Annotated in this window: 26 protein-coding genes; 14 read left to right on the top strand and 12 right to left on the bottom strand. The window is 53.8% G+C overall.

Annotated features, from left to right (window positions below):
* Positions 1 to 3 precede the first annotated feature (3 nt).
* Genes mmsB through IMCC12053_RS05885 form a run of 4 tightly spaced genes read left to right on the top strand, consistent with a single transcriptional unit; the run spans position 4 to position 4,900 of the window.
* A complete protein-coding gene (gene mmsB / locus IMCC12053_RS05900; protein WP_062216671.1) occupies positions 4 to 1,218 on the top strand; it encodes a multiple monosaccharide ABC transporter permease in 1,215 nt (404 codons plus the stop codon).
* Positions 1,219 to 1,224: 6 nt separating this feature from the next.
* Positions 1,225 to 2,217, top strand: coding sequence for an AraD1 family protein (gene araD1 / locus IMCC12053_RS05895; RefSeq protein ID WP_062216668.1), 993 nt, complete (start codon positions 1,225 to 1,227; stop codon positions 2,215 to 2,217).
* Positions 2,218 to 2,219: 2 nt separating this feature from the next.
* Positions 2,220 to 3,965, top strand: a complete 1,746-nt coding sequence (gene araD, locus IMCC12053_RS05890) for an L-arabinonate dehydratase (protein ID WP_062216665.1) — start codon at positions 2,220 to 2,222, stop codon at positions 3,963 to 3,965.
* On the top strand, positions 3,965 to 4,900 hold the full coding sequence (locus IMCC12053_RS05885) for a Gfo/Idh/MocA family protein (RefSeq protein ID WP_062216662.1): 936 nt from the start codon (positions 3,965 to 3,967) through the stop codon (positions 4,898 to 4,900). Before araD ends, IMCC12053_RS05885 begins: the two co-directional genes overlap by 1 nt.
* 92 nt (positions 4,901 to 4,992) lie before the next feature.
* Here IMCC12053_RS05885 and IMCC12053_RS05880 read toward each other — a convergent pair whose 3' ends face one another.
* Positions 4,993 to 5,553, bottom strand: a complete 561-nt coding sequence (locus IMCC12053_RS05880) for a hypothetical protein (RefSeq protein ID WP_062216659.1) — start codon at positions 5,551 to 5,553, stop codon at positions 4,993 to 4,995.
* 460 nt (positions 5,554 to 6,013) lie between these two features.
* Between IMCC12053_RS05880 and IMCC12053_RS05875 the strand changes: the two genes are divergently transcribed.
* Both IMCC12053_RS05875 and IMCC12053_RS05870 read left to right on the top strand, forming a co-directional pair.
* Positions 6,014 to 6,217 carry a hypothetical protein gene (locus IMCC12053_RS05875; RefSeq protein ID WP_062216656.1) on the top strand — a complete coding sequence of 68 codons (204 nt, stop codon included), beginning with the start codon at positions 6,014 to 6,016 and terminating at the stop codon, positions 6,215 to 6,217.
* A gap of 144 nt (positions 6,218 to 6,361) precedes the next feature.
* Positions 6,362 to 6,967, top strand: coding sequence for a response regulator transcription factor (locus IMCC12053_RS05870; protein ID WP_062216653.1), 606 nt, complete (start codon positions 6,362 to 6,364; stop codon positions 6,965 to 6,967).
* Positions 6,968 to 7,264: 297 nt separating this feature from the next.
* Here IMCC12053_RS05870 and IMCC12053_RS05865 read toward each other — a convergent pair whose 3' ends face one another.
* A complete protein-coding gene (locus tag IMCC12053_RS05865; protein ID WP_062216650.1) occupies positions 7,265 to 7,765 on the bottom strand; it encodes a hypothetical protein in 501 nt (166 codons plus the stop codon).
* Positions 7,766 to 8,140: 375 nt separating this feature from the next.
* Here IMCC12053_RS05865 and IMCC12053_RS05860 point away from each other — a divergent pair, with 375 nt between their 5' ends.
* The 5 genes from IMCC12053_RS05860 to IMCC12053_RS05840 all read left to right on the top strand — a co-directional run bounded on the left by IMCC12053_RS05860 (position 8,141) and on the right by IMCC12053_RS05840 (position 13,153).
* Positions 8,141 to 8,653 (top strand): putative pterin-binding protein, encoded by a 513-nt coding sequence (locus tag IMCC12053_RS05860; protein WP_062216647.1) that lies wholly within the window; start codon positions 8,141 to 8,143, stop codon positions 8,651 to 8,653.
* A gap of 68 nt (positions 8,654 to 8,721) precedes the next feature.
* Positions 8,722 to 11,241, top strand: a complete 2,520-nt coding sequence (locus tag IMCC12053_RS05855; protein ID WP_062216644.1) for a hybrid sensor histidine kinase/response regulator — start codon at positions 8,722 to 8,724, stop codon at positions 11,239 to 11,241.
* A 172-nt stretch (positions 11,242 to 11,413) separates the two neighbouring features.
* The gene (locus IMCC12053_RS05850) at positions 11,414 to 12,088 is read left to right on the top strand and encodes a response regulator transcription factor (protein ID WP_062216641.1); all 675 of its coding nucleotides are present in this window, start codon (positions 11,414 to 11,416) and stop codon (positions 12,086 to 12,088) included.
* A 100-nt stretch (positions 12,089 to 12,188) separates the two neighbouring features.
* Entirely contained in the window at positions 12,189 to 12,917 is a 729-nt protein-coding gene (nanR, locus tag IMCC12053_RS05845; RefSeq protein WP_062216638.1) for a transcriptional regulator NanR, read from the top strand.
* Positions 12,914 to 13,153 carry a sulfurtransferase TusA family protein gene (locus IMCC12053_RS05840; RefSeq protein ID WP_062216636.1) on the top strand — a complete coding sequence of 80 codons (240 nt, stop codon included), beginning with the start codon at positions 12,914 to 12,916 and terminating at the stop codon, positions 13,151 to 13,153. The genes nanR and IMCC12053_RS05840 overlap by 4 nt, the downstream gene beginning before the upstream one ends.
* On the opposite strand, the gene mobA is transcribed toward IMCC12053_RS05840, so the two are convergent.
* Complete coding sequence (gene mobA / locus IMCC12053_RS05835) at positions 13,154 to 13,762, bottom strand: molybdenum cofactor guanylyltransferase MobA (RefSeq protein WP_062216633.1); 609 nt, start codon at positions 13,760 to 13,762, stop codon at positions 13,154 to 13,156.
* Between the two features lie 118 nt (positions 13,763 to 13,880).
* On the opposite strand from mobA, the gene IMCC12053_RS05830 reads away from it, so the two are divergent.
* From IMCC12053_RS05830 to IMCC12053_RS05820, 3 genes are all read left to right on the top strand, one after another.
* On the top strand, positions 13,881 to 14,387 hold the full coding sequence (locus IMCC12053_RS05830; RefSeq protein WP_062220957.1) for a DUF2478 domain-containing protein: 507 nt from the start codon (positions 13,881 to 13,883) through the stop codon (positions 14,385 to 14,387).
* 100 nt (positions 14,388 to 14,487) lie between these two features.
* Positions 14,488 to 14,745, top strand: a complete 258-nt coding sequence (locus tag IMCC12053_RS05825; RefSeq protein ID WP_062216630.1) for a hypothetical protein — start codon at positions 14,488 to 14,490, stop codon at positions 14,743 to 14,745.
* Between the two features lie 31 nt (positions 14,746 to 14,776).
* Positions 14,777 to 15,133: a hypothetical protein gene (locus IMCC12053_RS05820; protein ID WP_062216627.1), complete on the top strand. Its 357-nt coding sequence runs from the start codon at positions 14,777 to 14,779 to the stop codon at positions 15,131 to 15,133.
* Positions 15,134 to 15,150: 17 nt separating this feature from the next.
* Here the strand turns inward: IMCC12053_RS05820 and IMCC12053_RS05815 are convergent, their stop codons facing one another.
* The 9 genes from IMCC12053_RS05815 to IMCC12053_RS05770 form a co-directional block, all read right to left on the bottom strand.
* The gene (locus IMCC12053_RS05815) at positions 15,151 to 15,963 is read right to left on the bottom strand and encodes a division plane positioning ATPase MipZ (RefSeq protein ID WP_062216623.1); all 813 of its coding nucleotides are present in this window, start codon (positions 15,961 to 15,963) and stop codon (positions 15,151 to 15,153) included.
* Between the two features lie 241 nt (positions 15,964 to 16,204).
* Positions 16,205 to 16,426 carry a 50S ribosomal protein L31 gene (gene rpmE / locus IMCC12053_RS05805; RefSeq protein WP_062216617.1) on the bottom strand — a complete coding sequence of 74 codons (222 nt, stop codon included), beginning with the start codon at positions 16,424 to 16,426 and terminating at the stop codon, positions 16,205 to 16,207.
* An 11-nt stretch (positions 16,427 to 16,437) separates the two neighbouring features.
* Complete coding sequence (gene rplS / locus IMCC12053_RS05800; protein WP_062216613.1) at positions 16,438 to 16,818, bottom strand: 50S ribosomal protein L19; 381 nt, start codon at positions 16,816 to 16,818, stop codon at positions 16,438 to 16,440.
* A gap of 275 nt (positions 16,819 to 17,093) precedes the next feature.
* On the bottom strand, positions 17,094 to 17,918 hold the full coding sequence (gene trmD, locus IMCC12053_RS05795; protein WP_062216610.1) for a tRNA (guanosine(37)-N1)-methyltransferase TrmD: 825 nt from the start codon (positions 17,916 to 17,918) through the stop codon (positions 17,094 to 17,096).
* Between the two features lie 14 nt (positions 17,919 to 17,932).
* The gene (locus IMCC12053_RS05790) at positions 17,933 to 18,757 is read right to left on the bottom strand and encodes a hypothetical protein (protein WP_062216607.1); all 825 of its coding nucleotides are present in this window, start codon (positions 18,755 to 18,757) and stop codon (positions 17,933 to 17,935) included.
* A complete protein-coding gene (gene rimM, locus IMCC12053_RS05785; RefSeq protein WP_062216604.1) occupies positions 18,754 to 19,263 on the bottom strand; it encodes a ribosome maturation factor RimM in 510 nt (169 codons plus the stop codon). Before rimM ends, IMCC12053_RS05790 begins: the two co-directional genes overlap by 4 nt.
* A gap of 303 nt (positions 19,264 to 19,566) precedes the next feature.
* Positions 19,567 to 19,956: a 30S ribosomal protein S16 gene (gene rpsP / locus IMCC12053_RS05780; protein ID WP_062216602.1), complete on the bottom strand. Its 390-nt coding sequence runs from the start codon at positions 19,954 to 19,956 to the stop codon at positions 19,567 to 19,569.
* 53 nt (positions 19,957 to 20,009) lie between these two features.
* The gene (locus IMCC12053_RS05775) at positions 20,010 to 20,309 is read right to left on the bottom strand and encodes a chorismate mutase (RefSeq protein ID WP_062216600.1); all 300 of its coding nucleotides are present in this window, start codon (positions 20,307 to 20,309) and stop codon (positions 20,010 to 20,012) included.
* A complete protein-coding gene (locus IMCC12053_RS05770) occupies positions 20,306 to 20,848 on the bottom strand; it encodes a GNAT family N-acetyltransferase (protein ID WP_062216598.1) in 543 nt (180 codons plus the stop codon). The genes IMCC12053_RS05775 and IMCC12053_RS05770 overlap by 4 nt, the downstream gene beginning before the upstream one ends.
* Position 20,849: the final 1 nt, after the last annotated feature.

Genomic DNA, 20,849 nt, shown 5'->3' with positions numbered 1-20,849 from the left:
GGGATGGACAAGACTAATCAAACGGGGCTGAAGGCCTACCTCGCGGCAAACTTGCGCGAATACGGTCTTCTATTTGCCCTGATCGGCGTTATGGCGTTTTTCCAAATCGTCACGAACGGTACGCTTTTGCGGGCGGTGAACATCACCAACCTGCTGCTGCAAAACTCCTACATCATCATCATGGCTCTGGGCATGTTGGTGATTATTGTTGGGGGTCATATCGACCTGTCGGTCGGATCGGTTATGGGCTTTATCGGGGCATTAGCGGCCGTGATGATCGTCAATTGGGATATGAACCCGTTCCTCACTATCGCTATCTGTCTGGTTGCAGGCGGCATCATTGGCGGGGCGCAGGGCTATTGGGTCGCTTATTGGCGCATTCCGCCTTTTATTGTCACGCTCGCGGGGATGTTGGTATTTCGCGGTCTGTCGTTGTGGTTGCTACACGGTCAATCGGTTGGTCCATTCCCACGTGAATTTACAGTGATTGCAAACGGGTTTGTCCCTGATGTGTTTCCGGCGGCATGGGGTGAAAGCCTCGCCGTCATGACGGGTGTGCGACAGGTCAATGTCTTGGCTGTAGTCATGGGGTTTGTCGCAGCCGCCTTTGTCATCTGGCGTGGTATGAAACAACGCGCCACCAACAAAGCTTACGGGATCGAAGATGAGCCACAGAGCTTTTTTGTCGCCCGCACAGGGATTGTCGCGTTTGCGCTGATCTTTGTCATGTGGAAGCTGGCAACCTTTCGTGGTTTGCCAAACGTGTTGATCACCATGGGCGTGCTCACCGTGATCTACGCCTTTCTCACCGAGAACACCGTAATTGGCCGCCGTGTCTACGCGATGGGCGGCAATGAGAAAGCGGCGAAATTGTCGGGCATCAACACCGAGCGCCTCACCTTTCTCGCCTTTGTGAACATGGGTGTTTTGGCGGCTGCTGCGGGTCTTGTGTTTGCGGCGCGTTTGAATACCGCCACACCAAAAGCGGGCTTTGCTCTTGAACTTGATGTGATTGCGGCGGTGTTTATCGGTGGCGCATCCATGTCTGGCGGCGTTGGCACCATTGTGGGTGCGGTTGTCGGTGCGTTCCTTATGGGGGTGCTCAATAACGGCATGTCGATCATGGGCATCGGCATTGATTATCAACAAATGATCAAGGGTCTCGTGCTGCTGATGGCTGTAGTCTTTGACGTCTATAATAAACAAAAACAGGGGTGATCCGTTATGCTTCTCTCGCAAATTCAAAATGTAGATGGCGGAATTACCGTTGTCGTGCGCTCCGGGTCTGAGGCCTACGCGGTCAAAGGGGCGACATCGTCCTATGCTTTGGCGATGGAGGCGGCAACGTCGGGTCGTCCCTTGGCCGATGTCATTCGTGACCACGGATTTGGAGAGGCTGTCGATCTTGAAGCGGCTTATGCTGACGGGCTGATGTTATTGCCGATCCACCACGACGATCCCGCGCACTGCCATTTGACGGGCACTGGCCTGACCCATTTGGGTTCGGCCTCCACCCGCAATTCTATGCATGCCAAACAGGACAAAGAGGCGGTGATGACCGACTCGATGAAGATGTTCCAAATGGGTGTCGAGACGGGAAAACCCGCAGCTAACGAAGTCGGGGCACAACCCGAGTGGTTCTACAAAGGCAACGGGACGATGGCAGTGGCCGCAGGTAAACCGCTGCATTCGCCGTCTTTTGCTGAGGACGCAGGCGAAGAACCCGAGATTGCGGGCATTTACATCAACGGCCCCGATGGGGCGCCGTTTCGAGTTGGTTTTGCCCTGTCCAACGAGTTCTCCGATCACATCACCGAGCGCGGTAACTATCTCTGGCTGGCCCACTCCAAATTGCGCCCTGCTGCCATCGGTCCCGAAATGCTGATCGGTGATTTGCCCGCTGACGTGCAAGGCATGTCGCGGATTTACCGCGATGGTGCGTTGATTTGGGAAAAGCCGTTTGTGTCGGGTGAGGACAACATGTCCCACACGCTTGCCAACCTTGAGCACCACCATTTCAAATACGACATCTTCCGCCAACAAGGTGATCTACACGTCCATTTCTTTGGGACCGCTACGCTATCTTTTGCAGATGGTGTGAAAACCGAAGACGGCGATGTGTTCGAGATTGAAGCCGCTGATTTCGGCATGGCCTTGCGAAACCCGCTTGTCCAAGCCCCAAAAGTTACGGGCACCACCAAAGTGAAGGCACTATAATCATGAGTTTCAAACCTGCTGAATGGCCCCGTAAACTGCGTTCGCAATCTTGGTATGGTGGCAATAGCCGCGATACGATTTATCACCGTGGGTGGCTCAAGAACCAAGGTTATCCGCATGACTTGTTCGACGGGCGGCCCGTTATCGGCGTCCTCAATACATGGTCTGAATTGACGCCATGCAATGGCAGCCACATGAAAGAACTGGCCGAAAAGGTCAAAGCGGGCATTTGGGAGGCGGGTGGTTTCCCCGTCGAGGTTCCGGTGTTCTCCGCGTCTGAAAATACCTATCGCCCAACCGCGATGATGTTTCGCAACCTTGCGGCTCTCGCGGTCGAGGAAACTATTCGTGGACAACCGATTGACGGCTGTGTGCTGCTTGTGGGCTGTGATAAAACCACGCCGTCCTTGATGATGGGGGCCGCGTCTTGTGATCTTCCGTCCATTGTTGTGACCGGCGGGCCGATGCTCAATGGTATTTACAAAAACGAGCGTATTGGATCTGGCACCCACCTTTGGAAATTCTCCGAGGATGTCAAAGCGGGCAAGATGACCCAAGAGGAATTCTTGGAAGCCGAACAAGGCATGTCGCGCTCAACGGGTACATGCAACACGATGGGCACGGCCTCAACAATGGCGTCTATGGCCGAAGCACTTGGCATGGCATTGTCGGGCAACGCCGCGATCCCAGCGGTCGATAGTCGCCGCCGCGTGATGGCGCAACTGTCAGGCCGCCGTATTGTACAGATGGTCAAAGACGACTTGAAACCCTCCGACATTATGACCAAAGCCGCGTTCGAGAACGCCATTCGCGCGAACGGTGCGATCGGTGGATCGACCAACGCCGTTGTGCATTTGCTCGCTATGGCGGGGCGTGTGGGTATTGATCTCTCGCTTGACGATTGGGATCGCTGTGGCCGCGATGTCTCCACCATTGTGAACCTGATGCCGTCGGGCAAATACCTGATGGAGGAATTCTTTTACGCCGGTGGTTTGCCTGTGGTGCTCAAGCGTTTGGGCGAGGGTGGCCAGTTGAATAAGGACGCCCTCACCGTATCGGGCGAGACGATTTGGAATGAGGTCAAAGACGTTGTGAACCACAACGAAGACGTCATTCTGCCCGTTGATAAACCTCTTATGGAACAGGGCGGAATTGCCGTTGTGCGCGGCAACCTTGCCCCCAAAGGTGCGGTTCTTAAACCGTCTGCGGCGACACCTGCGTTGCTCACCCACCGCGGCCGTGCGGTCGTGTTCGAGGATATCGATGACTATAAAGCCAAGATCAATGACGAGGATCTCGACATTGATGAGACCTGCGTCATGGTCATGAAAAACTGTGGTCCCAAAGGCTACCCAGGTATGGCCGAAGTTGGTAATATGGGTTTGCCGCCAAAGGTTCTGCGCAAGGGCATCACGGACATGGTTCGTATCTCGGACGCTCGGATGTCTGGCACCGCTTACGGCACAGTCGTACTTCATACCTCGCCTGAGGCCGCTGCGGGTGGTCCGCTTGCTGTGGTTCAAAACGGCGATTTCATTGAGCTTGATGTGCCAAACCGCCGTCTACATCTCGACATTCCTGATGATGAGTTGGCCGCGCGTTTGGCCGCGTGGGCACCGGCCCATGAACAGGCGACTGGCGGATACGCGTGGTTGCACCAAGCGCACGTTGAGGGCGCAGACACAGGCGCGGATCTCGACTTTCTTAAAGGGTGCCGTGGGGCACCTGTCGGCAAGGATAGTCACTAATGGCGCTGCGTAAAATTGCTCTGGTCGGTGTCGGTAAGATCGCCATCGATCAGCATATTCCATCGCTCGCCAAATCGGACGACTGGGAACTGGCTGCGGCCGTGTCACGCCACCATCAGGTAGAGGGTGTGCCAAACTATAAGAGCATGGACGAGATGCTTGGCGCGCACCCCGAGATTGAGGTGGTGAGCTTGTGTATGCCACCGGTCCCACGTTTCGAATATGCACGTGCGGCCATTGCCGCAGGACGTCACGTGATGCTTGAAAAGCCCCCGGGTGCTACGTTGTCGGAAGTCTATGCCCTTGAAGCGCTCGCACGCGATGCTGGTGTGACGCTGTACGCGACATGGCATTCACGCAAGGCCGCTCAGGTCGCAACGGCTAAAGCATGGCTTATGGGCAAGGCGATCGAGCGGTTCACGGTGACATGGAAAGAGGACGTACGCAAATGGCATCCAAATCAGGATTGGGTGTTCGAGCCGGGTGGTATGGGTATCTTTGATCCAGGTATCAATGCACTGTCCATCGTGACCGAAATTTTGCCTGATCCGATCCATCTGACGGGCGCAATTCTGAAATTCCCAGCCAACCGCGACACGCCGATTGCGGCGGATCTCGATTTTTATCATCCACATGGCGCTACCGTGTCGGCCCAAATGAATTGGGATCATAGCGGTGCGGATATTTGGGATATTGAGGCGGTGTGCAAAGAGGGAGTTTTGAAGCTTGAGAAGGGCGGCGGTGTGCTGCTGATCGACGGCACTGAACAACCCGGTGCAATCGGTCAGCTCGACGGTGAATACCCGCAACTATACGCCGATATGGCCGCCCTCGTTTCTAGCGGTGCAAGCGAAGTTGATCTGCGTCCCATGCTACACGTCTCGGATGCGCTTACCCTTGGCAAGCGCCAACAGGTATCCGCCTTTGAGTGGTAAAGTTCAAAGCGATTAGACTGAAAAAAGGACGACCATCGCAGTGCGTTGGTCGTCCTTTTGAGTTGGCCCAAGAGTGGACTATTGCGCGCGGATCAGGCCGCGCTGCTTTCGTGTTGAAACTGCCGTACTGGAGCCGGAGTTGCCGCGACATCCTGTGTTGCGGCCATACGATGGCACCATGTTTTGTTATTTACTGGCGCTTGCATTAATGCAATTTCCAGCGATGACATTGTGACTGGTAGGCGTAACGATACATCCGCAAGCATTAAGCGATGCGTGCCATACTCATTCATCGCAAAATCGGAGGAGAGCAGAACAACGCTCTTGTCTGCGTGCGTTTCGCGTAACTTCTTTATTGTGTCAAACTGCGCGGCGATGCCGTCAAAGCTGTCGAGGTCGATAAAGATATAGTTTATAGTCGTATCGTCGCTTAGCGCGGCTTTCAGAGAGCCGTAGCTTCCGCAAACTTTCACTTGCGCATCATCGTTTTCCAGCATCGTGAGCATTGAGCTCGTGAGTGTACAAGATGTGGTGAGCAAACAGCAGTTTGCATCGAAGCCATCAAAAATACTAAACATATCGTTTTCCTTAACAGTTGGTAAAACGATAGCATGGCTTTGATAGACCATGACGCGCGCAAAAGCATTAATCATGTATCTTTAGATGGCGTTGACACTTTTGGCGTATCGACTTTCGCAACTTAGGTTGCGCACAGTTGGGCCGCGATGTTGATAATTGGCCCGACACGCCGTCATAGTGCCACTGGGGGGCGGCAACGGTGCATCGGGCCAGATCGATGATGGCTACTCTGACAACGTTGGTGGGCCGCCGTCGAGCTGCCTCTCATGCGAGCAGGGGTACTTGATAGGTCGTAGGCCCCGCGGTGTGAATGCACGCGAAAGTCTTAAGGGTGGCGCATGAGTTTCTCGAGTTGTCTTTGGGGTGTGGCGGGTAGTCAATCGTAGGATAAAACTATAGAATATAGATGCCGCGCAAAATCGTTACGCCCGACCCTTTGCGCGGCTTACCTATGGTTAATTTTTCCGTATGATCAAAAAATAGATGCAGGTTCCGTGCGTTACGGAAAAAATCGGCGCTATCAAAGGAGAGGCAATGAAAATTTTAGCGTACTTGTTTGCCGCAAGTGTTCTTGGCCTAGTTGTTGCACTGATGTTTTTGGTGAGCGGGCAGGGAATTTGGGTGGCCTTGATAGGCTATATGATTTCCGGAATTGTATCTTTTGTCGCTTTGCTTGTGCGGTTGGAGCGTCATATACTACCTAAAGTGGTAGGTGAGCGTTCAGGGCGGCAAGCATAAAGGCGACCAGTAATAGGTTGTGGGTGCGAGTGAAGTCTGCGTGGATTGAGCGAGAGGTTGAGATTTGATGCATTTAAGTATGTTTGATGCGAATAGATTTATAGGGCCGCACGCGATGCGCGCCGGAAATGGCAGGGGGACGCAATGAAACTTTTGCTAGCAGACGACCATGATTTGGTTAGAGATTCTGTCGCAGCATATCTGCGCAATGAAGGGTTCGAAGAGGTCATTACCTCAGCCTCGGTTGATCAAACAATTGAGATCTTACAGGCTGATTCAGCGTTCGACCTTATTTTACTCGATTATCAAATGCCGGGTATGAATGGTCTCAAGGGGTTGGAGCAATTGCTGAGCGATTATCCTGGCGTACCGATTGCCATTATATCGGGTGCTGCCAGTGCAGAGGTTGCACGCCGCGCGATTGAATGTGGCGCGGTTGGATTTGTGCCTAAATCACTGCCCGCAAAATCCATCGCCGGCGCGGTTCACATTATGGTTTCAGGTACAGTTTTTGCGCCATTTGAATTTATGTCACAAAAAGAAGCCAAGCCCGAGACCGGCCTGACATCGCGTGAAACCGAAGTGTTGCGTGGATTGTGCGAAGGCAAGGCGAACAAGGAAATCGCGCTTGATCTCGGGCTAAGTGAGGTCACGATCAAATTGCATGTGCGCACGTTGGGCCGCAAGCTTGAGGCGCGCAACCGGACTCACGCAGCAATGATCGCCCGCGAGATGGGTTGGTTCGATTGACGAGTCTCGCGCGCGCTTAGGTTTTTAGCGTGCGCGTCAGGCGGATGCCGAAGCTGTCCAAAGCGTGAGCGATTTCGGGCGCGTCCATGTCATCGATATTCGTGAGAATGTCTAAAAAGTAGTTCACAAGACAGTCAGGCGCGTCACTTGATGATGGGCGTGCATTTGTGTTCGCGGCGAGTCTTGGTGGGGTGTAAGTTCTGACAGTGTTGGGCATGTGTGACTTTGCATCAATATTTACATGGAATGTTAGGCGAAGGTTATAGTTGCTCTAGATGGGTTTCGCTAAGCCTGCCCTCACTCGACTTCCTCTTGGATGCGATGATGCAGAGCCGACAAGAGGGCACTTGTATCGCCGCGCCATTGAATGGCGTCATGTGCGCCAAGCGCGATAAGAAAGCTTTTGAATTCATTCGGGAAGTGGGGGCCAACAGCGATAAGCTGTGTTTGCGGTGTTTCCTCAAGTGCTTTGGCTGTGTCGCGCACGTGGTCGATCAGGTGCGGGCACATACTATCGGAATAAAGACACACATAGTCAAAGGCCATCACGGCGAATAGGTCGCGCGCACGTTCAAGGTCGCAACTGGCGATCTGGTATCCAAGTGGCATTGCATTCGAGCGTGGAAAGATTGATCCGGTGGGAAATCCAATAAATAGAATCTTGGTGTGCGCGGTGACGATCGGAATGACATGTGGTTTTCTAACTGTCTCTAACGACATATTTGGCCGCATCGCGTTTTGCTCACCCTTTAACGAGGGGCCGTAGCGATTTAACAGTCTATTAACTAAAAGGTTCATTTTAACTCTCAAAATGCAAAACAAGTGCTATTGATTACGATGTATGCGCTAACAGTATCTAAACGCGGCCGGCCTGAATTGAAAAACGAGCAATAGATTATTTTTCACCTAATTTGGATTGTTGAGATATCCTAAAGTTTCAATTTCATAACTAAGGAATCCTTCCGACTAATCGGCTTTGGTGCGGCTATTTTTGGATAATATATTGTTATGGTTAATTAATTTAGGAAATTTCTTTAGGTTGTACGCGTTTGTCTGAACTCTTCTTGTCGCGTTAACTATACTTTTGGATATAATGCGATACCTATGAAGATGTAGGAAAAACTATAGCGCCGTGTGATGATGTGCGTGAACATCAGCACGAGGAGTTATAGCGTGAATTTGAAATCTATCCTGTGTGGCGCCACTTTGATTTTGGTCCCCTTTTTGGCAGTCGCCGAGGATGCGCCCGAGCTAACTGGCCCAGCAATTTTGACCGTCTATGGGGATTTCGACGCAGACGGTGTTGAGGATATGCGGGACTTTGATTTGGCCAGTCTTGACGCAATGACGCAAGGCGCGTTCGAGACAACCACGATCTGGACCGAGGGTGTACAATCGTTTTCAGGCGTTTATGTGAACACCATCTTGGAAGAGCTCGGATTGACCGAGGGTGAGTTGTTCGTGAGTGCTATTAACGATTACGTGGTGTCGATGCCCGTGTCCGAAATGCGTCCCGATGAGGCGCTTTTGGCGACACGTCGCAATGGCGAAGAAATGTCCATCCGCGACAAAGGTCCGATTTGGGTTGTATACCCCTACGACAGTGATGATGATTTGCGCAGCGAAGTCGTGTACTCACGTAGCGTCTGGCAGGTGAAGCAACTTCGCGTCGAGCCTTCCGAGTAACTTAGGTGTCTTTTCGCAGTGGATTTAGCGCACGACTTGTTCGGGCGGCGGAGGCCAAGGGTGCGCCCTTGGCTTTGCTGCTGTTCTTTGTCGTGTCGATGTCCATTTGGGAAATAGCGCGCTATGGCGGCGCTGTGCGTACCGAGATCGAAAGTCTCGCGATTGCGAACTCCGATAGTCAGCAATGGTCCCTCGCCCAGTTAGAGGTCGAATTTGATCAGATGCGAATTGCGCTGTTGATGTTCGATCCCGATGATCCGGTGCGCGTGAGAGAGTTTTCGCAACGCTTTGACGTGTTTTATAGCCGCGTCGAAACCGTGATGAATGGGGATGCGTTCGGGCGCGTGTTCGACGGGAGTTCGGTCTTGTCACGTATGGGGTCGTTGCGAGAGTTCACTGTGTCCACCGCAAAGATTGTCGATGCAGGGCCGCAAGCTGTGGCGGACGCACATCCGCCGTTGTCGTCGCAAATGGCGGATCTGGCCCTTAATGTGCGTGCGATTTCACTGCAAGGTATCCGTGAGTTTGCGGTTGCCGCACAGGATCAGCGCGAACGGGTGTATTCATCCTTGGTCCGTCTGGCGGCCGTTGCGGGTGTTTTGGTGACCGCGCTATCGATGGGTTTATTCGGGCTTTGGTATCTATGGCAATTCGGCGCGCGCCAAACGCGGTCGCTGCGTTCGGCCAAATTGCGTTTTGAGGCCGTCATTAATACGGCTCTGGATGCCGTGGTTGTGGTGGATCAGGACGCGCGTGTCGTCGAATTCAATCCGGCCGCCACAACTATTTTTGGCTACTCGACCCAAGAGGCAATCGGGCGATCACTTTCGGAACTGATCGTTCCTGATCATTTGGTCGAGGCGCACGAGGCAGGGTTCAAACGCTACCGAGACGGTGGAACGGCGCGCGTGGTCGGAAAAGGCCTGATCTCAATGGAGGCCAAGCGCAAAAATGGCGAGTTGTTTCCGGTCGAGCTGTCTATCTCATCGATCCGCCTCGGTAATCGCGAGCTGTTTGTATCTTACATGCGCGATATTACGCGACGCGTTGAGGCGGAGAATGATCTGATCTCCGCGCGTGACCAAGCCATGCAAAGCGAACGCGCAAAGGCCGCATTCGTTGCGGTGATGAGTCATGAAATCCGTACGCCGCTGAATGGTCTGTTGGGAACGTTGGAAAACCTCAAGGTGACGCACCTGACGGGGGGGCAAAAGCGGTACGTGCAAGCTATGGAATATTCGGGGGCCATTTTGTTGGGTCATGTTAATGATGTGTTGGATGTTGAAAAGCTGGAAGCAGGCAAATTCGATTTTGCCCGTGTCGCGTTGTCTCCCTATGAGCTTGCCAACCGCATCGTCGAAACGGTCGCCGCTGACGCGCAAGAGCGAGGAAACCGCGTTTTGGTGGAGGCCGTTGGGGATGTCCCAGGGTTTATTGTCGGCGATCCCGCGCGCATTTTGCAAATACTGATGAACCTTGTGGGCAATGCCAACAGGTTTACCGAAGACGGGTCTGTCACCATAGAGATTGAGTTTCACAACGCCGCCTCGCAGATTGAATACCGTGTTATTGATACAGGTGTCGGGATTCCTGAGGGCGATGTCGACCGCGTGTTTGAGGACTTTGTGACCATATCGGCCGATAATGCCCGCAGTGGGAGCGGTACAGGTCTCGGGCTTGGCATTGCGCGGCGTGTTGTGCGTGCGATGGGCGGGCAAATCGGTGTCGAGAGCGAAGTCGGGGAGGGGAGTGTGTTTTGGTTTTCTATCCCCGCAGATACCGCTGCATCGATCGACGCGGGACCTGTCGAAGCCGAAAGTGGTTCGGTCGCTCCAACGCCTCGTAGTCAAGCCCCGCTCAGAATTTTGGTGGTCGAGGACAATGCAATCAACCGTGATGTCCTGTGTGAGATGCTGATGCGCGGCGGTCATTCGTTCGAGGCGGTTGTTGATGGGGCACAGGCGGTGCGTGCGGCGTCCTCCTCTGTGTTCGACGTTATTTTGATGGATCTTAACATGCCAGTTTTGAACGGTACCGATGCCACCCGCATTATTCGGGAGGGCGATGGACCAAATGCAACGGCACCTATCATTGCGGTTACGGCGAACACCGCAAAGGATATTACCGAGAGGCTACGTGCCGAAGGGTTCTCGGATGTCATTATCAAGCCAATTACAAAACGAAAGCTTGATGAGGTCATGCAGATTTCTGTGCGCCCGGGGTCGGCTCTGTCCGATGCTGCATCGGGCGTTATTGTGAACGAGGAGATCCTTTCGGATTTGGGCGAGGCGTTGGGTGCGGATCGTTTGCGACACACCTGTGAGCGGTTTGTCGATGAGGGGTATCAACTCATCGCTGAAATGCGCGCAATGATTGGCCAACGCGATGTTGCGGGCTATGCAAAGGTTGCGCATAAATTCGCAGGGTCGGCTGCGTTAGTCGGTGCCAACGCGCTCATGGAGCTTCTTTTGATACAAGAGCAGCAGGCACATACACGCACACTTGCGGCTCTCACCGTTGACCTATCGCGTCTTGAGGGTGTTTTTGCTCAAACATGCGATGCTCTTGAGGCGCGTCTGGCAGCTTAATGCCGAAAGCTTCACTCGGCTGGATCAAATATTGCACCCTTTAGGGTCAATATCTATATACTTAAAGTAGAAATTGATCGCGCATTAGCATACTTTACCGATTGTTGTAGCTCAAAGGGTGGCGAAAGTTAGCTAATAGGTTAATTTGAGCTTAGCTAGGGAGTAAGAACATATGAGTACGGATATTTCAGACCTAACAGAGCGTAAAGTTGCTCCACAGAGTGACAATGATACTATTTCTGTTCTGATCGCAGATGATCACAGCCTCGTTGCAGATGCAATAAAGTTGGTTCTTTTGGAAGAGCGCGACTTCACAGTACAGATTTGCAACTCTTTCGAAACGACCCTTGAGGCGATGCAATCCGCTCCTGAGGGTTTTGATGTCATCATGCTTGATATCTCAATGCCTGGGATGGAAGGCTTGAAATCGGTTAAATCGGTCGTGAGCGCTGCTGGCGATGGAAATGTCGTCATCTTCTCCGGTACGACAGACGATGATTTCATTTGGCAGGCGATTGGCCTTGGCGCAAAGGGCTTTATCTCTAAAACCCAGCCGTGCAAGAGCTTTGCAAGCACGCTACGTTTGATCGCGGATGGCAACGAGTTTGTTCCGCTATCTTTGGCGCGCAAGTCGCAAGAGCGTAAATCTGGCGTATCTGTAGTGGATGAGCGCGAGCGCCTGATTCTGCGCTCTGCTGCCGCAGGTAAAACAAACAAAGAAATCGCAATCGAACTCGATACAACAGAAGTTGCGATTAAGATGAAAATGCGCGCAATCTGCGCGAAACTCGACGCACGCAATCGGACACACGCCGCGATGATTGCCAAGCAGACCGGCTTGATCTGATCTGGTGCGATCTCTTCTATTTCGACTAAGGTCGAGTGTTGCCCAAAGCGGTCATCACGTCTTATATACTGACTGATGACCCGCTTAGGGAGACGCGACAATGGCGCAGAACACCCCAAAACATGATGAGCGCGAAAAGATAACGCGCCGCAAGCTTTCTGATCAGGTGCTTGATAAATTGCGAGAGATGATCACATCTGGCGCGCTTTCTGCCGGTGATGTTATGCCGTCCGAGCGTGCACTGATGGATCGCTTTGGGGTGGGCCGTCCTGCCGTGCGTGAGGCCTTGCAGTCGCTGCACAATAGTGGATTGATTACGATCAGTCATGGTGAGCGGTCTCGCGTAAATGCAGTCGACGCAGGTACGGTTCTTGCGCAATCAAGCGAGATCGCGCGCCTCGTTTTATCGTCTGCGCCCGCCAATCTTGAGCACCTGAAACAAGCACGCCAGATGTTTGAACTGGGAATGGTGCGTATTGCTGCGCGAACGGCAACGGCGGCGGATGTTGCGGATTTGCGTATCCTCGTGGAGCGTCAGCGCATGCATCTTGGGGATGCCACGTCTTTTATTGAGGCGGATGTCGCCTTTCACACACGTATTGCGCAAGCGGCTCAAAATCCCATTATTGCCTCGGTGTCTCACGCCATGTTGGGATGGCTATTTGATTACCACCTGACGCTGTTGCATTGGTCAGGGAACGAAGACATCACGTTGGCGGAGCACACGAAGATTGTCGATTTGATTGAGCGACACGATGAAGAGGGTGCCGTCGCCGCAATGTCCAACCATCTTGATCGGTCCAGTGATGCGTTCGAGGCAAAGGAATGACGGCACACACGCACCCAGATCGCGATATCGACGCGGTTGGCCTCTTATGCCCGCTTCCGGTGCTCAAGGCACGCAAGGCTTTGTTGGACATGCCCGTGGGTGCGGTATTGCGGCTGGTCGCATCGGACCCTGCGGCTATCATTGATGTGCCGCATTTTTGTGTCGAGGCAGGGCATACCTTTCTATCCGCCGAGGACGTGGGCGACACTCAGGTCTATCTGATCCAACGGGGATAATTAGGGCTTTAGGGCGGCTTCGGCGTCTATGCGATCCTGCGGTGTGTTGATGTTAAAGAACGGGTCAATCCCGCCCTCAACGTCGAATGTGACGATTGTTGCGTTATGACGGAGCGCGAACTGCCCGACACGACGGTCACCGTCAGCCAGTGCGGCGCGGATTTCGTCACGTAGATGAACAGGCCAAACACCTATTACGGGATGATGGCGCAGAATTTCATTTTGAGAACTGGCAGCAACGGAGAATCCGGAGTTCGTGGCTCCGTCCGTGAGGCGCGCGACCAAAGTGTCGGGTATAAAAGGAACATCGACAGGGACGCAAAGTATCTGCGATTGTCCTGCGCGCGCCGCCCATTCTAAGCCTGCAAGAATCCCCGAGAGTGGGCCTTGCTGTTGAGGGACGCCATCGGCCAAGACCGGTAAGCCGAAGCTCTCGTAGAGAGGCGGGGGGCTATTTGAGCTGATGGCCAGGGTGCCGCATTGCGGGCGTAGTGCGTCAATCACATGCGTCAATAAGGGTCCGCCATCCAGTGTGATGAATGCCTTCTCAGTGCCGCCCATACGCCGTGCTTGTCCTCCGGCTAAAATCAGACCTGATATTTGTACCATGGCGTGCCTTTTGTGTGTCGTTCATACGTGAAAGTGCCGTCCAAACGCTGACAGGTTTGACCTTTTGATGCGTGCAGCCATTGTGTGCCGCACACGCCACACGCACAAGGGATCAAACATGCTCGCATTTATTACCGCACAGGGACATGGGGAGATCGATGCAATTTTGAGCAATGTGGCCAAAGCTTTGCGTGATCAGGGTGTCGCAATTGCGGGGGCGGTTCAGGTGAATACGGATAACGCTGATACTCAGATGTGCCATATGGATCTGCAAACGCTATCGTCAGGAACGCTGTGGAGGATCAGTCAGTCGTTGGGGCCGTTTGCACAGGGATGCCGACTAGACCCCGATGGATTGGAGCGGGCGGTTGCTCAAGTTGAGGCTGATATGGCGTCCCATGCCCCATCGGTTTTAATCATCAATAAATTTGGTAAACAAGAAGCGGATGGGCGCGGGTTTCGCGGAGTCATTGCAAGCGCACTTGCCGATGGCATTCCGGTCGTTGTTGGTGTGAATCCCACCAAACGCCGCGCGTTTGATGTGTATTGTGAGGGTCTCGCAGTGCCGTTGGAGGCTAATGTTGGTGCGGTGCTCGACTGGATCAGCATGCAGATTGCGCCTTAATCAGCCCTAAACTTGGCGCGTAGTTTTCACGACCACGCCCGATTTTTGCCCCGATCCTGGGTCAGTTTCAATTTGGGACATGACCAAAAGGAGGTCCGACATGATTGATCTTAGCGCGCTCGTTACCCGTTTTGAAACCTTGGCGGCAACGCTTTCGAAGGGTCAGATTTACCTGATGCTTGGCATTGGGCTGGCCCTCATCGTGCTTTCGTTGGTCGCTATTGTTTTCCAAGGACAACGTGGCGTACACCGCGATCCTGCCACCTTTGACGTGAGCGGCAAGCACAAGAAAAGCCGATCTGCCCGCAATGGACAAATCCTCGCGCGTTTCGACCAAATTTCCACATCCAAGGCGTAAGGCGTCGTCGTTAGTTTTAAGGGGTTCACCAATGTACAAAATGGTTATTCAGGCGGTCATGTTGACCGTCGCTGCCGTTACTTTCATCTTTTTTAAGTCGGATAATTTGCGCCATGCCGCGCAGACAGGCGATGTGAGCGCGCTCACGTCTCTCGTCGTCCAGTCGAAGTATGCAGACATTGATATGTCCGGTGCCGATCCGGTTTATGCCGAACCGTTTTACAAGAAATATGACCCGCGCGCTCTGTGGCGTGAGCGACCAAAAACGATCACCCTTGCCCCCAAGTCGATTCATGTTGCATCGGGTCAAGTTGGCGGGGATGCCACGGCAGCGTTGCTTGCACAGGGGATCGATCCGTCAAAAGTCACGGTGATCAAGCTAAAGTAGGTTTGCGGGACTGGCGCCTAGAAATTGATCTCGATGTTTGGAAGTTTGATTTCTTTGAGCAGGTCGCGCACCTCTTGACGGGCAGCAACGTTAGAGATGTTCAATGCGTTTTTCACGCCGATGTCTTTGAGATCGAGCAGTGTTAGGCCGCGCGGGAAGAGTTCGCGGAAAATGACGCGCTCGGAAAACCCGGGAGCGACACGAAACCCGATCCGTTTGGACAGATCTTCCATCGCGCTTCCGATTTTCTTTTTGTTATGCATGTTTTGAGCGCCGACACGGTTGCGCAAGACCACCCAGTCAATAGGTTTTAGCCCTGCTTGTGCCCGCAACTGACGCGCATTCCAGACCATTTCGGAATAGACCGATGGACCAATGATCTTATTTGTATCTGGGTCTACACGGGCCAACAGATCAAAGTCGATAAAACTATCATTCAGCGGCGTAACCAAGGTATCTGCGAGAGAGTGCGCCACTTGGCTCAAACGGGTGTGAGAGCCTGGGCAATCAATGAGGATGAAGTCACACGTGTCCTCAAGGCCGGCCACGGCCAGTGATAGCCGTCGATCATACAGGTTTTCGCCGTCCTCAAGTTCGTCGGCGTTGACGGACGGTAGGTCGCGATAATCGGGGGTCGGAAGACCATGCCCCTCACGCACACAAAACGAAAGACGGTTTTCCAGATAGCGTGCAAAGGTTTTTTGGCGCAGGTCCAGATCAAGCGCACCTACGCGGTAGCCCATGCGCGAGAGAGCTGTTGCGACATGCATGGAGACGGTTGATTTACCCGCTCCGCCCTTCTCATTTCCTACGACAATAATATGTGCCAACTGTATATCCCGTCTTTGCCGCGCGGTAATAATTGCCGCTCACGCCTCTAAATTATCCCGTCATGTATGCCGTTGATATGACCCCATGCGCAAGTGCGTTTCGCGAAAACTGGGTATCAGAACACGTCGAAGGTTGGTGTGGTCAACACAATTGGGATCACGCCGAAATGGTGTGTTTCGGCATGAAAAAAGGCCCGCAGAATGATCTGCGGACCTTTCGTAAACAGTATGCAGGCTTGGCTTAGAAGCCGAGGCCAGAGTATTTGCTCTTGAACTTGGAGACGCGGCCGCCTTGGTCCATGAGGCGGGTTGAGCCGCCATTCCATGCTGGGTGCACAGACGGATCAATGTCGAGGGACAACTGATCGCCTTCGGAACCCCAAGTGGATTTCATCTGGACAACTGTGCCATCGGTCATTTTGACGCCGATGACGTGGTATTCGGGGTGTGTATCGGATTTCATCGAAGGTCTCCTTAGGCTTTGGCGGTAAGCGGTTTGTAGTTGGTGACTTCTGCAATACGTGCGGATTTACCACGACGCTCACGCAAGTAGTAAAGCTTGGCGCGACGAACGCGGCCACGACGCACAACTTCGATGCTGTCGATGTTGGTGGAGTGCAATGGGAACATACGTTCCACACCTTCACCAAAGGAAATTTTGCGAACCGTAAAGGAGCCGGAAATGCCAGCGCCGTTTTTACGGGAAATGCACACGCCTTCGTACATCTGGACGCGGGAGCGGGTGCCCTCGGTCACTTTAAAGCCGACGCGAATGGTGTCGCCTGCTTTGAAATCGGGAATGGATTTGCCGAGCGCAGCAATTTGCTCAGCTTCCAGTTGTGCGATAAGGTTCATCGCTTTCTCCAAAATATTTTCGCGGTTTATATCCACGAATGTTTCACGCGTCCCAGAGCTCCGTGTCTTCTTTCGGGTCATCATGTGCCCGCCGGAGAATTCGGTCGACTTTAATTGTTCATGTCTTGTCGAAACTCATAGCGGAGCCGAAGAAAGCGCCCGAGCAAACACCAAAACAGTCCGCACACCGATTCTGATGCCAGACGAGCGGTGTATAGGTGGATTGACTCAACGTGGCAAGACGTTTGCGCGTGTAATTGTCCCGCTTGCGGTGTTTAGCGCTGATCGTCTGATGACGGTTTGAGCATATCGGGGCGGCGCTCGCGGGTGATTTTTTCAGCCATCTTTTGACGCCACTCCGCGATCTTGCCGTGGTGACCGGACATGAGGACCTCAGGGATTGGTAGCCCGCGCCATTCGGCCGGTTTGGTGAATTGGGGGTGCTCCAATAAACCATGCGAGTGGCTTTCTTCCTCAATGCTCTGCGCGTTTCCAAGAACGTCCGGCAACAGGCGTACCGTGGCGTCGATCATCGCTTGGGCTGCGATTTCGCCGCCGGTAAGGACAAAATCACCAAGGGATACTTCCTCAATCCCATAGTGGTAAAGCACGCGGTCGTCCAAGCCCTCAAACCGCCCGCAAATCATGGTCACACCTTGAGCGTTTGACCATCGCCGCGCTGTTGCTTGATCAAACCGCTTACCGCGCGGGGAGAGATAGACCAAAGGCCAGTCGTCGCGGTTTGGTGGGGTGCCGTCCATCGCGAAATCAATCGCATTACCCATCACGTCTGGTCGCAATACCATGCCCGCGCCGCCCCCTGCTGGGGTGTCATCGACGTTGCGGTGCTTGCCAATTCCAAATTCGCGCAGATGGATCTTCTCTAACCGCCATTTGCCCTCTTGGAGTGCTTTACCCGTGAGGCTCTCACCAAGAACGCCGGGAAAAGCTTCGGGGAACAGGGTAATGATTTTAGCTGTCCACGCCCCCGCAAGGTCGGGTGTGTTGGTCATCAACTCGCGTGGGCGCAACGTTGGCCGCACGGCGAGGCGGCCGTGAGATTTCGGGGTATCGGGTGCGGGTGCCGGTTGATCTGTCATTGCGTTGCTATAGCCTATCGCGACGAGGACGCAAATGCATCGCTGGGGGCCGTGCCCATTTCCGTGTTGTCCTCACCAAAGATGGACCGTCTCAGTGCCCAATAGTCAGGCCCACGCAGATCGTTTTTATGCGCATCAACCAACGCCGCGCGGGCATCTAACGATGCTGATGCATTGGTGTTGGGCGGGATGGTCAGAGCCGATTGCAGGTGCGATAGTCCGAACAGGGTTAAAACGGGCGAGATAGGGTGATCCATGTCCTCAAGCGCGCATGAGCTCACCGTAACAACGCCCAACCGCGCGCGCATGTCCGCGAGCACCGTGCCAAAGTCATCCGCTCCGCGATACCGCGCTTCGAATTCGTCGAGCGATAGCTTATACCGCTTTTGCTTTAGCCGCTGCCAATGACAAGACGCGAGCCATCCGTTTCGACGGGTTGAGAAGTAGAAAGATAGCGTGTCCAACGATCCCCACGCGGCCTCAAACCCTTCTGAGATCAGTTTCATCGCGGGGCCCGCCGCAGAGAAGTTACGGATGTTTTTATATCCCGGATAGTGGCCGCACAGGTTTTCATGCGAGATCAAAAGTGGACGGGGATCATGCGCGTCAAAGGTTTCGAAAAAGGCCTCGGCCTCATTGCGCAACGCTTGTCGTGTCGGGCGATTGCGCATCTGGGAGAAATTTTTTGACGAGAGCGCAAGAAGATCAAGAAGCGGATCTTTGGGGAGGCGCATCTCGATATGTGGCGCGATTAGATCGGCGTTTTGAGCCAATGTGTGTTGAAGTGTGGTCGTCCCTGTTTTGTGAAAGCCGGCATGGATCACAACACGGCGTTTCACTCGAACAATCCTTCTGGCGGATCAGCGATTATGCGCCGCGCAGAGAGGTCAACGGTTGGCACATGTGCGCGGGTAAACGGCAGTAAAACCGAAGCTTTTAGGGTTGGTCCGTTGACTTCCAATAAGTCGCCCGCCCCGTGATTGAGCACGTCCGCAACTCTCCCCAATACGGTTCCGCCCGTATCGCACACTTCCAGTCCAATAAGGTCTGCGTGGTAAAACTCGTCGTCAGGCAAGGACGGTAGGGCATCGCGGCTGACGTGCAACGTGACCCCTTTTAGGGCATCGGCATCTTCCTTTGTGATCACGCCGTCGATGCGCGCCGAAAAGCCGTTTTTGATTGACCGCGTGATGTCGATTTCAAAGCTGCGTTTGCCATCATCGGACATGAGTGTGCCGTAAGTTGCGATGTCCTCGGGCACTGCGCAAAACGATTTAATGCGCACGTCTCCGTGGACGCCAAAGGAGCCTGCAATAGCACCCACAATTATCATACTATCTGTCATTGTGCCCTCATGGCCGTTGAGATGGTCGCAAAATCTATTGTGCTAACTTCGAACATACTACGGTGAAACGCCATACCCCAATTGCGTGTCGCGTGTATGAAATTGGCGAGGGTGGCGCGCACCGTGGTCGCCCTGTAGAGCCATGATCGCCGCTCGGATATGCTGTACTTAGGACTTTTCGCGGTCATATCTATGTGCTGCACGGGCGAGGTGGTGAGCCGTGATGTCCTCGCCAAATAAAACCCCGAACACGAGACTATCGCGTTCGGGGTTCGTCGTCATAGAAAAATACGCTCAGAAGATTTACTCTTCAGCTGCGGCTTCTTCAGCAGGGGCGGCAGCAGCTTCAGCGGCATCTGCAATTTTCGCAGCTTTTTCTTCAGCACGCGCAACAGCTTTTTTGCCTGGTGTGCCTTTGGTTGGGTTGGCGCGTTCTTTTTTCGCAACAACACCAGCCGCTTCGAGCATGCGGGAGATACGGTCGGTAGGCTGTGCGCCTTCGCCCAACCAGTATTGTACGCGCTCAACGTTCATCTGTACGCGCTCTTCGTTGTCTTTTGCGAGCAACGGGTTGTATGTGCCGAGTTTCTCGATGTAACGGCCATCGCGTGGCATGCGTGCGTCAGCAGCAACGATACGGTAGAAAGGGCGCTTTTTGGAACCGCCGCGGGCGAGCCGGATTTTCATAGCCATGATAAAGTCTCCTATGTGTAGCTATTAAGCTGATGTTCTCGTTTTGAGAACGTTCAGCAATCTTGGTGTTGTTTGTGGTGTTGAATAACTTCCTGAATAACGAATTTCAGGAATTTCGTTGCGAATTCCGGATCGAGGTTGGCGCGTTTGGCCAAATCCTCAAGCCGTGCAATTTGAGTGGCTTCGCGCGCCGGATCAGACGGCGGAAGGTTGTATTCTGCTTTGAGCTTGCCGACCGCTTGAGTCTGCGCAAAGCGCTCGCCGAGAGTATACACAAGGATGGCGTCGAGACGGTCGATGCTATCGCGGTGCTCGGCCAAAATCTCTTGGGCGCGGATGATAGGATCACTCATGCGTAGGCCTCCATTCCACCGTCTTGCAACACGGCGGGATCGGGGTGACGGTAGACAAGGCAGCCCTCGTCGTCGGGTGTGGCCGCTGTCGGATCGATGACCGCGCCAAGGCGTTCGGCGAGGGCGATAGAACGGGTGTTTTCCGCATCGATGTATGACACGAGTGTCTCGCGCCCCATCTCGCCGTAGGCCCAATCGCGTGCGGCGGTGGCCGCCTCAAAGGCGTATCCGTGACCTTCTGCGCCCTCACACAGCATCCACCCCAATTCGACCTCAGGAAAATGCGGGGGCTTGCCGATGGCAACCTGACCAATAAACGCACCATCGTCAGTGCGCTCAACGCCCCATGCGCCGTGACCGAACAGTGACCATTGTGCGATATCGCCACAAAAGGCGAACCATGCTTTACGCCGCTCCATGGGGCCGCCCATAAACCGCGCACGCTCCGAGGCAAACGCTGTAGCATAGGCGTCGAAATCGCTGGCGCGGTGAGCGCGCAGTGTCAGACGTTGCGTGGTTATGGTGGGCGCATGGGTCACG

The organism is Celeribacter marinus (assembly GCF_001308265.1).
Classification (GTDB): Bacteria; Pseudomonadota; Alphaproteobacteria; order Rhodobacterales; family Rhodobacteraceae; genus Celeribacter; species Celeribacter marinus.
This window is presented reverse-complemented; position numbering and strand designations above follow the sequence as displayed.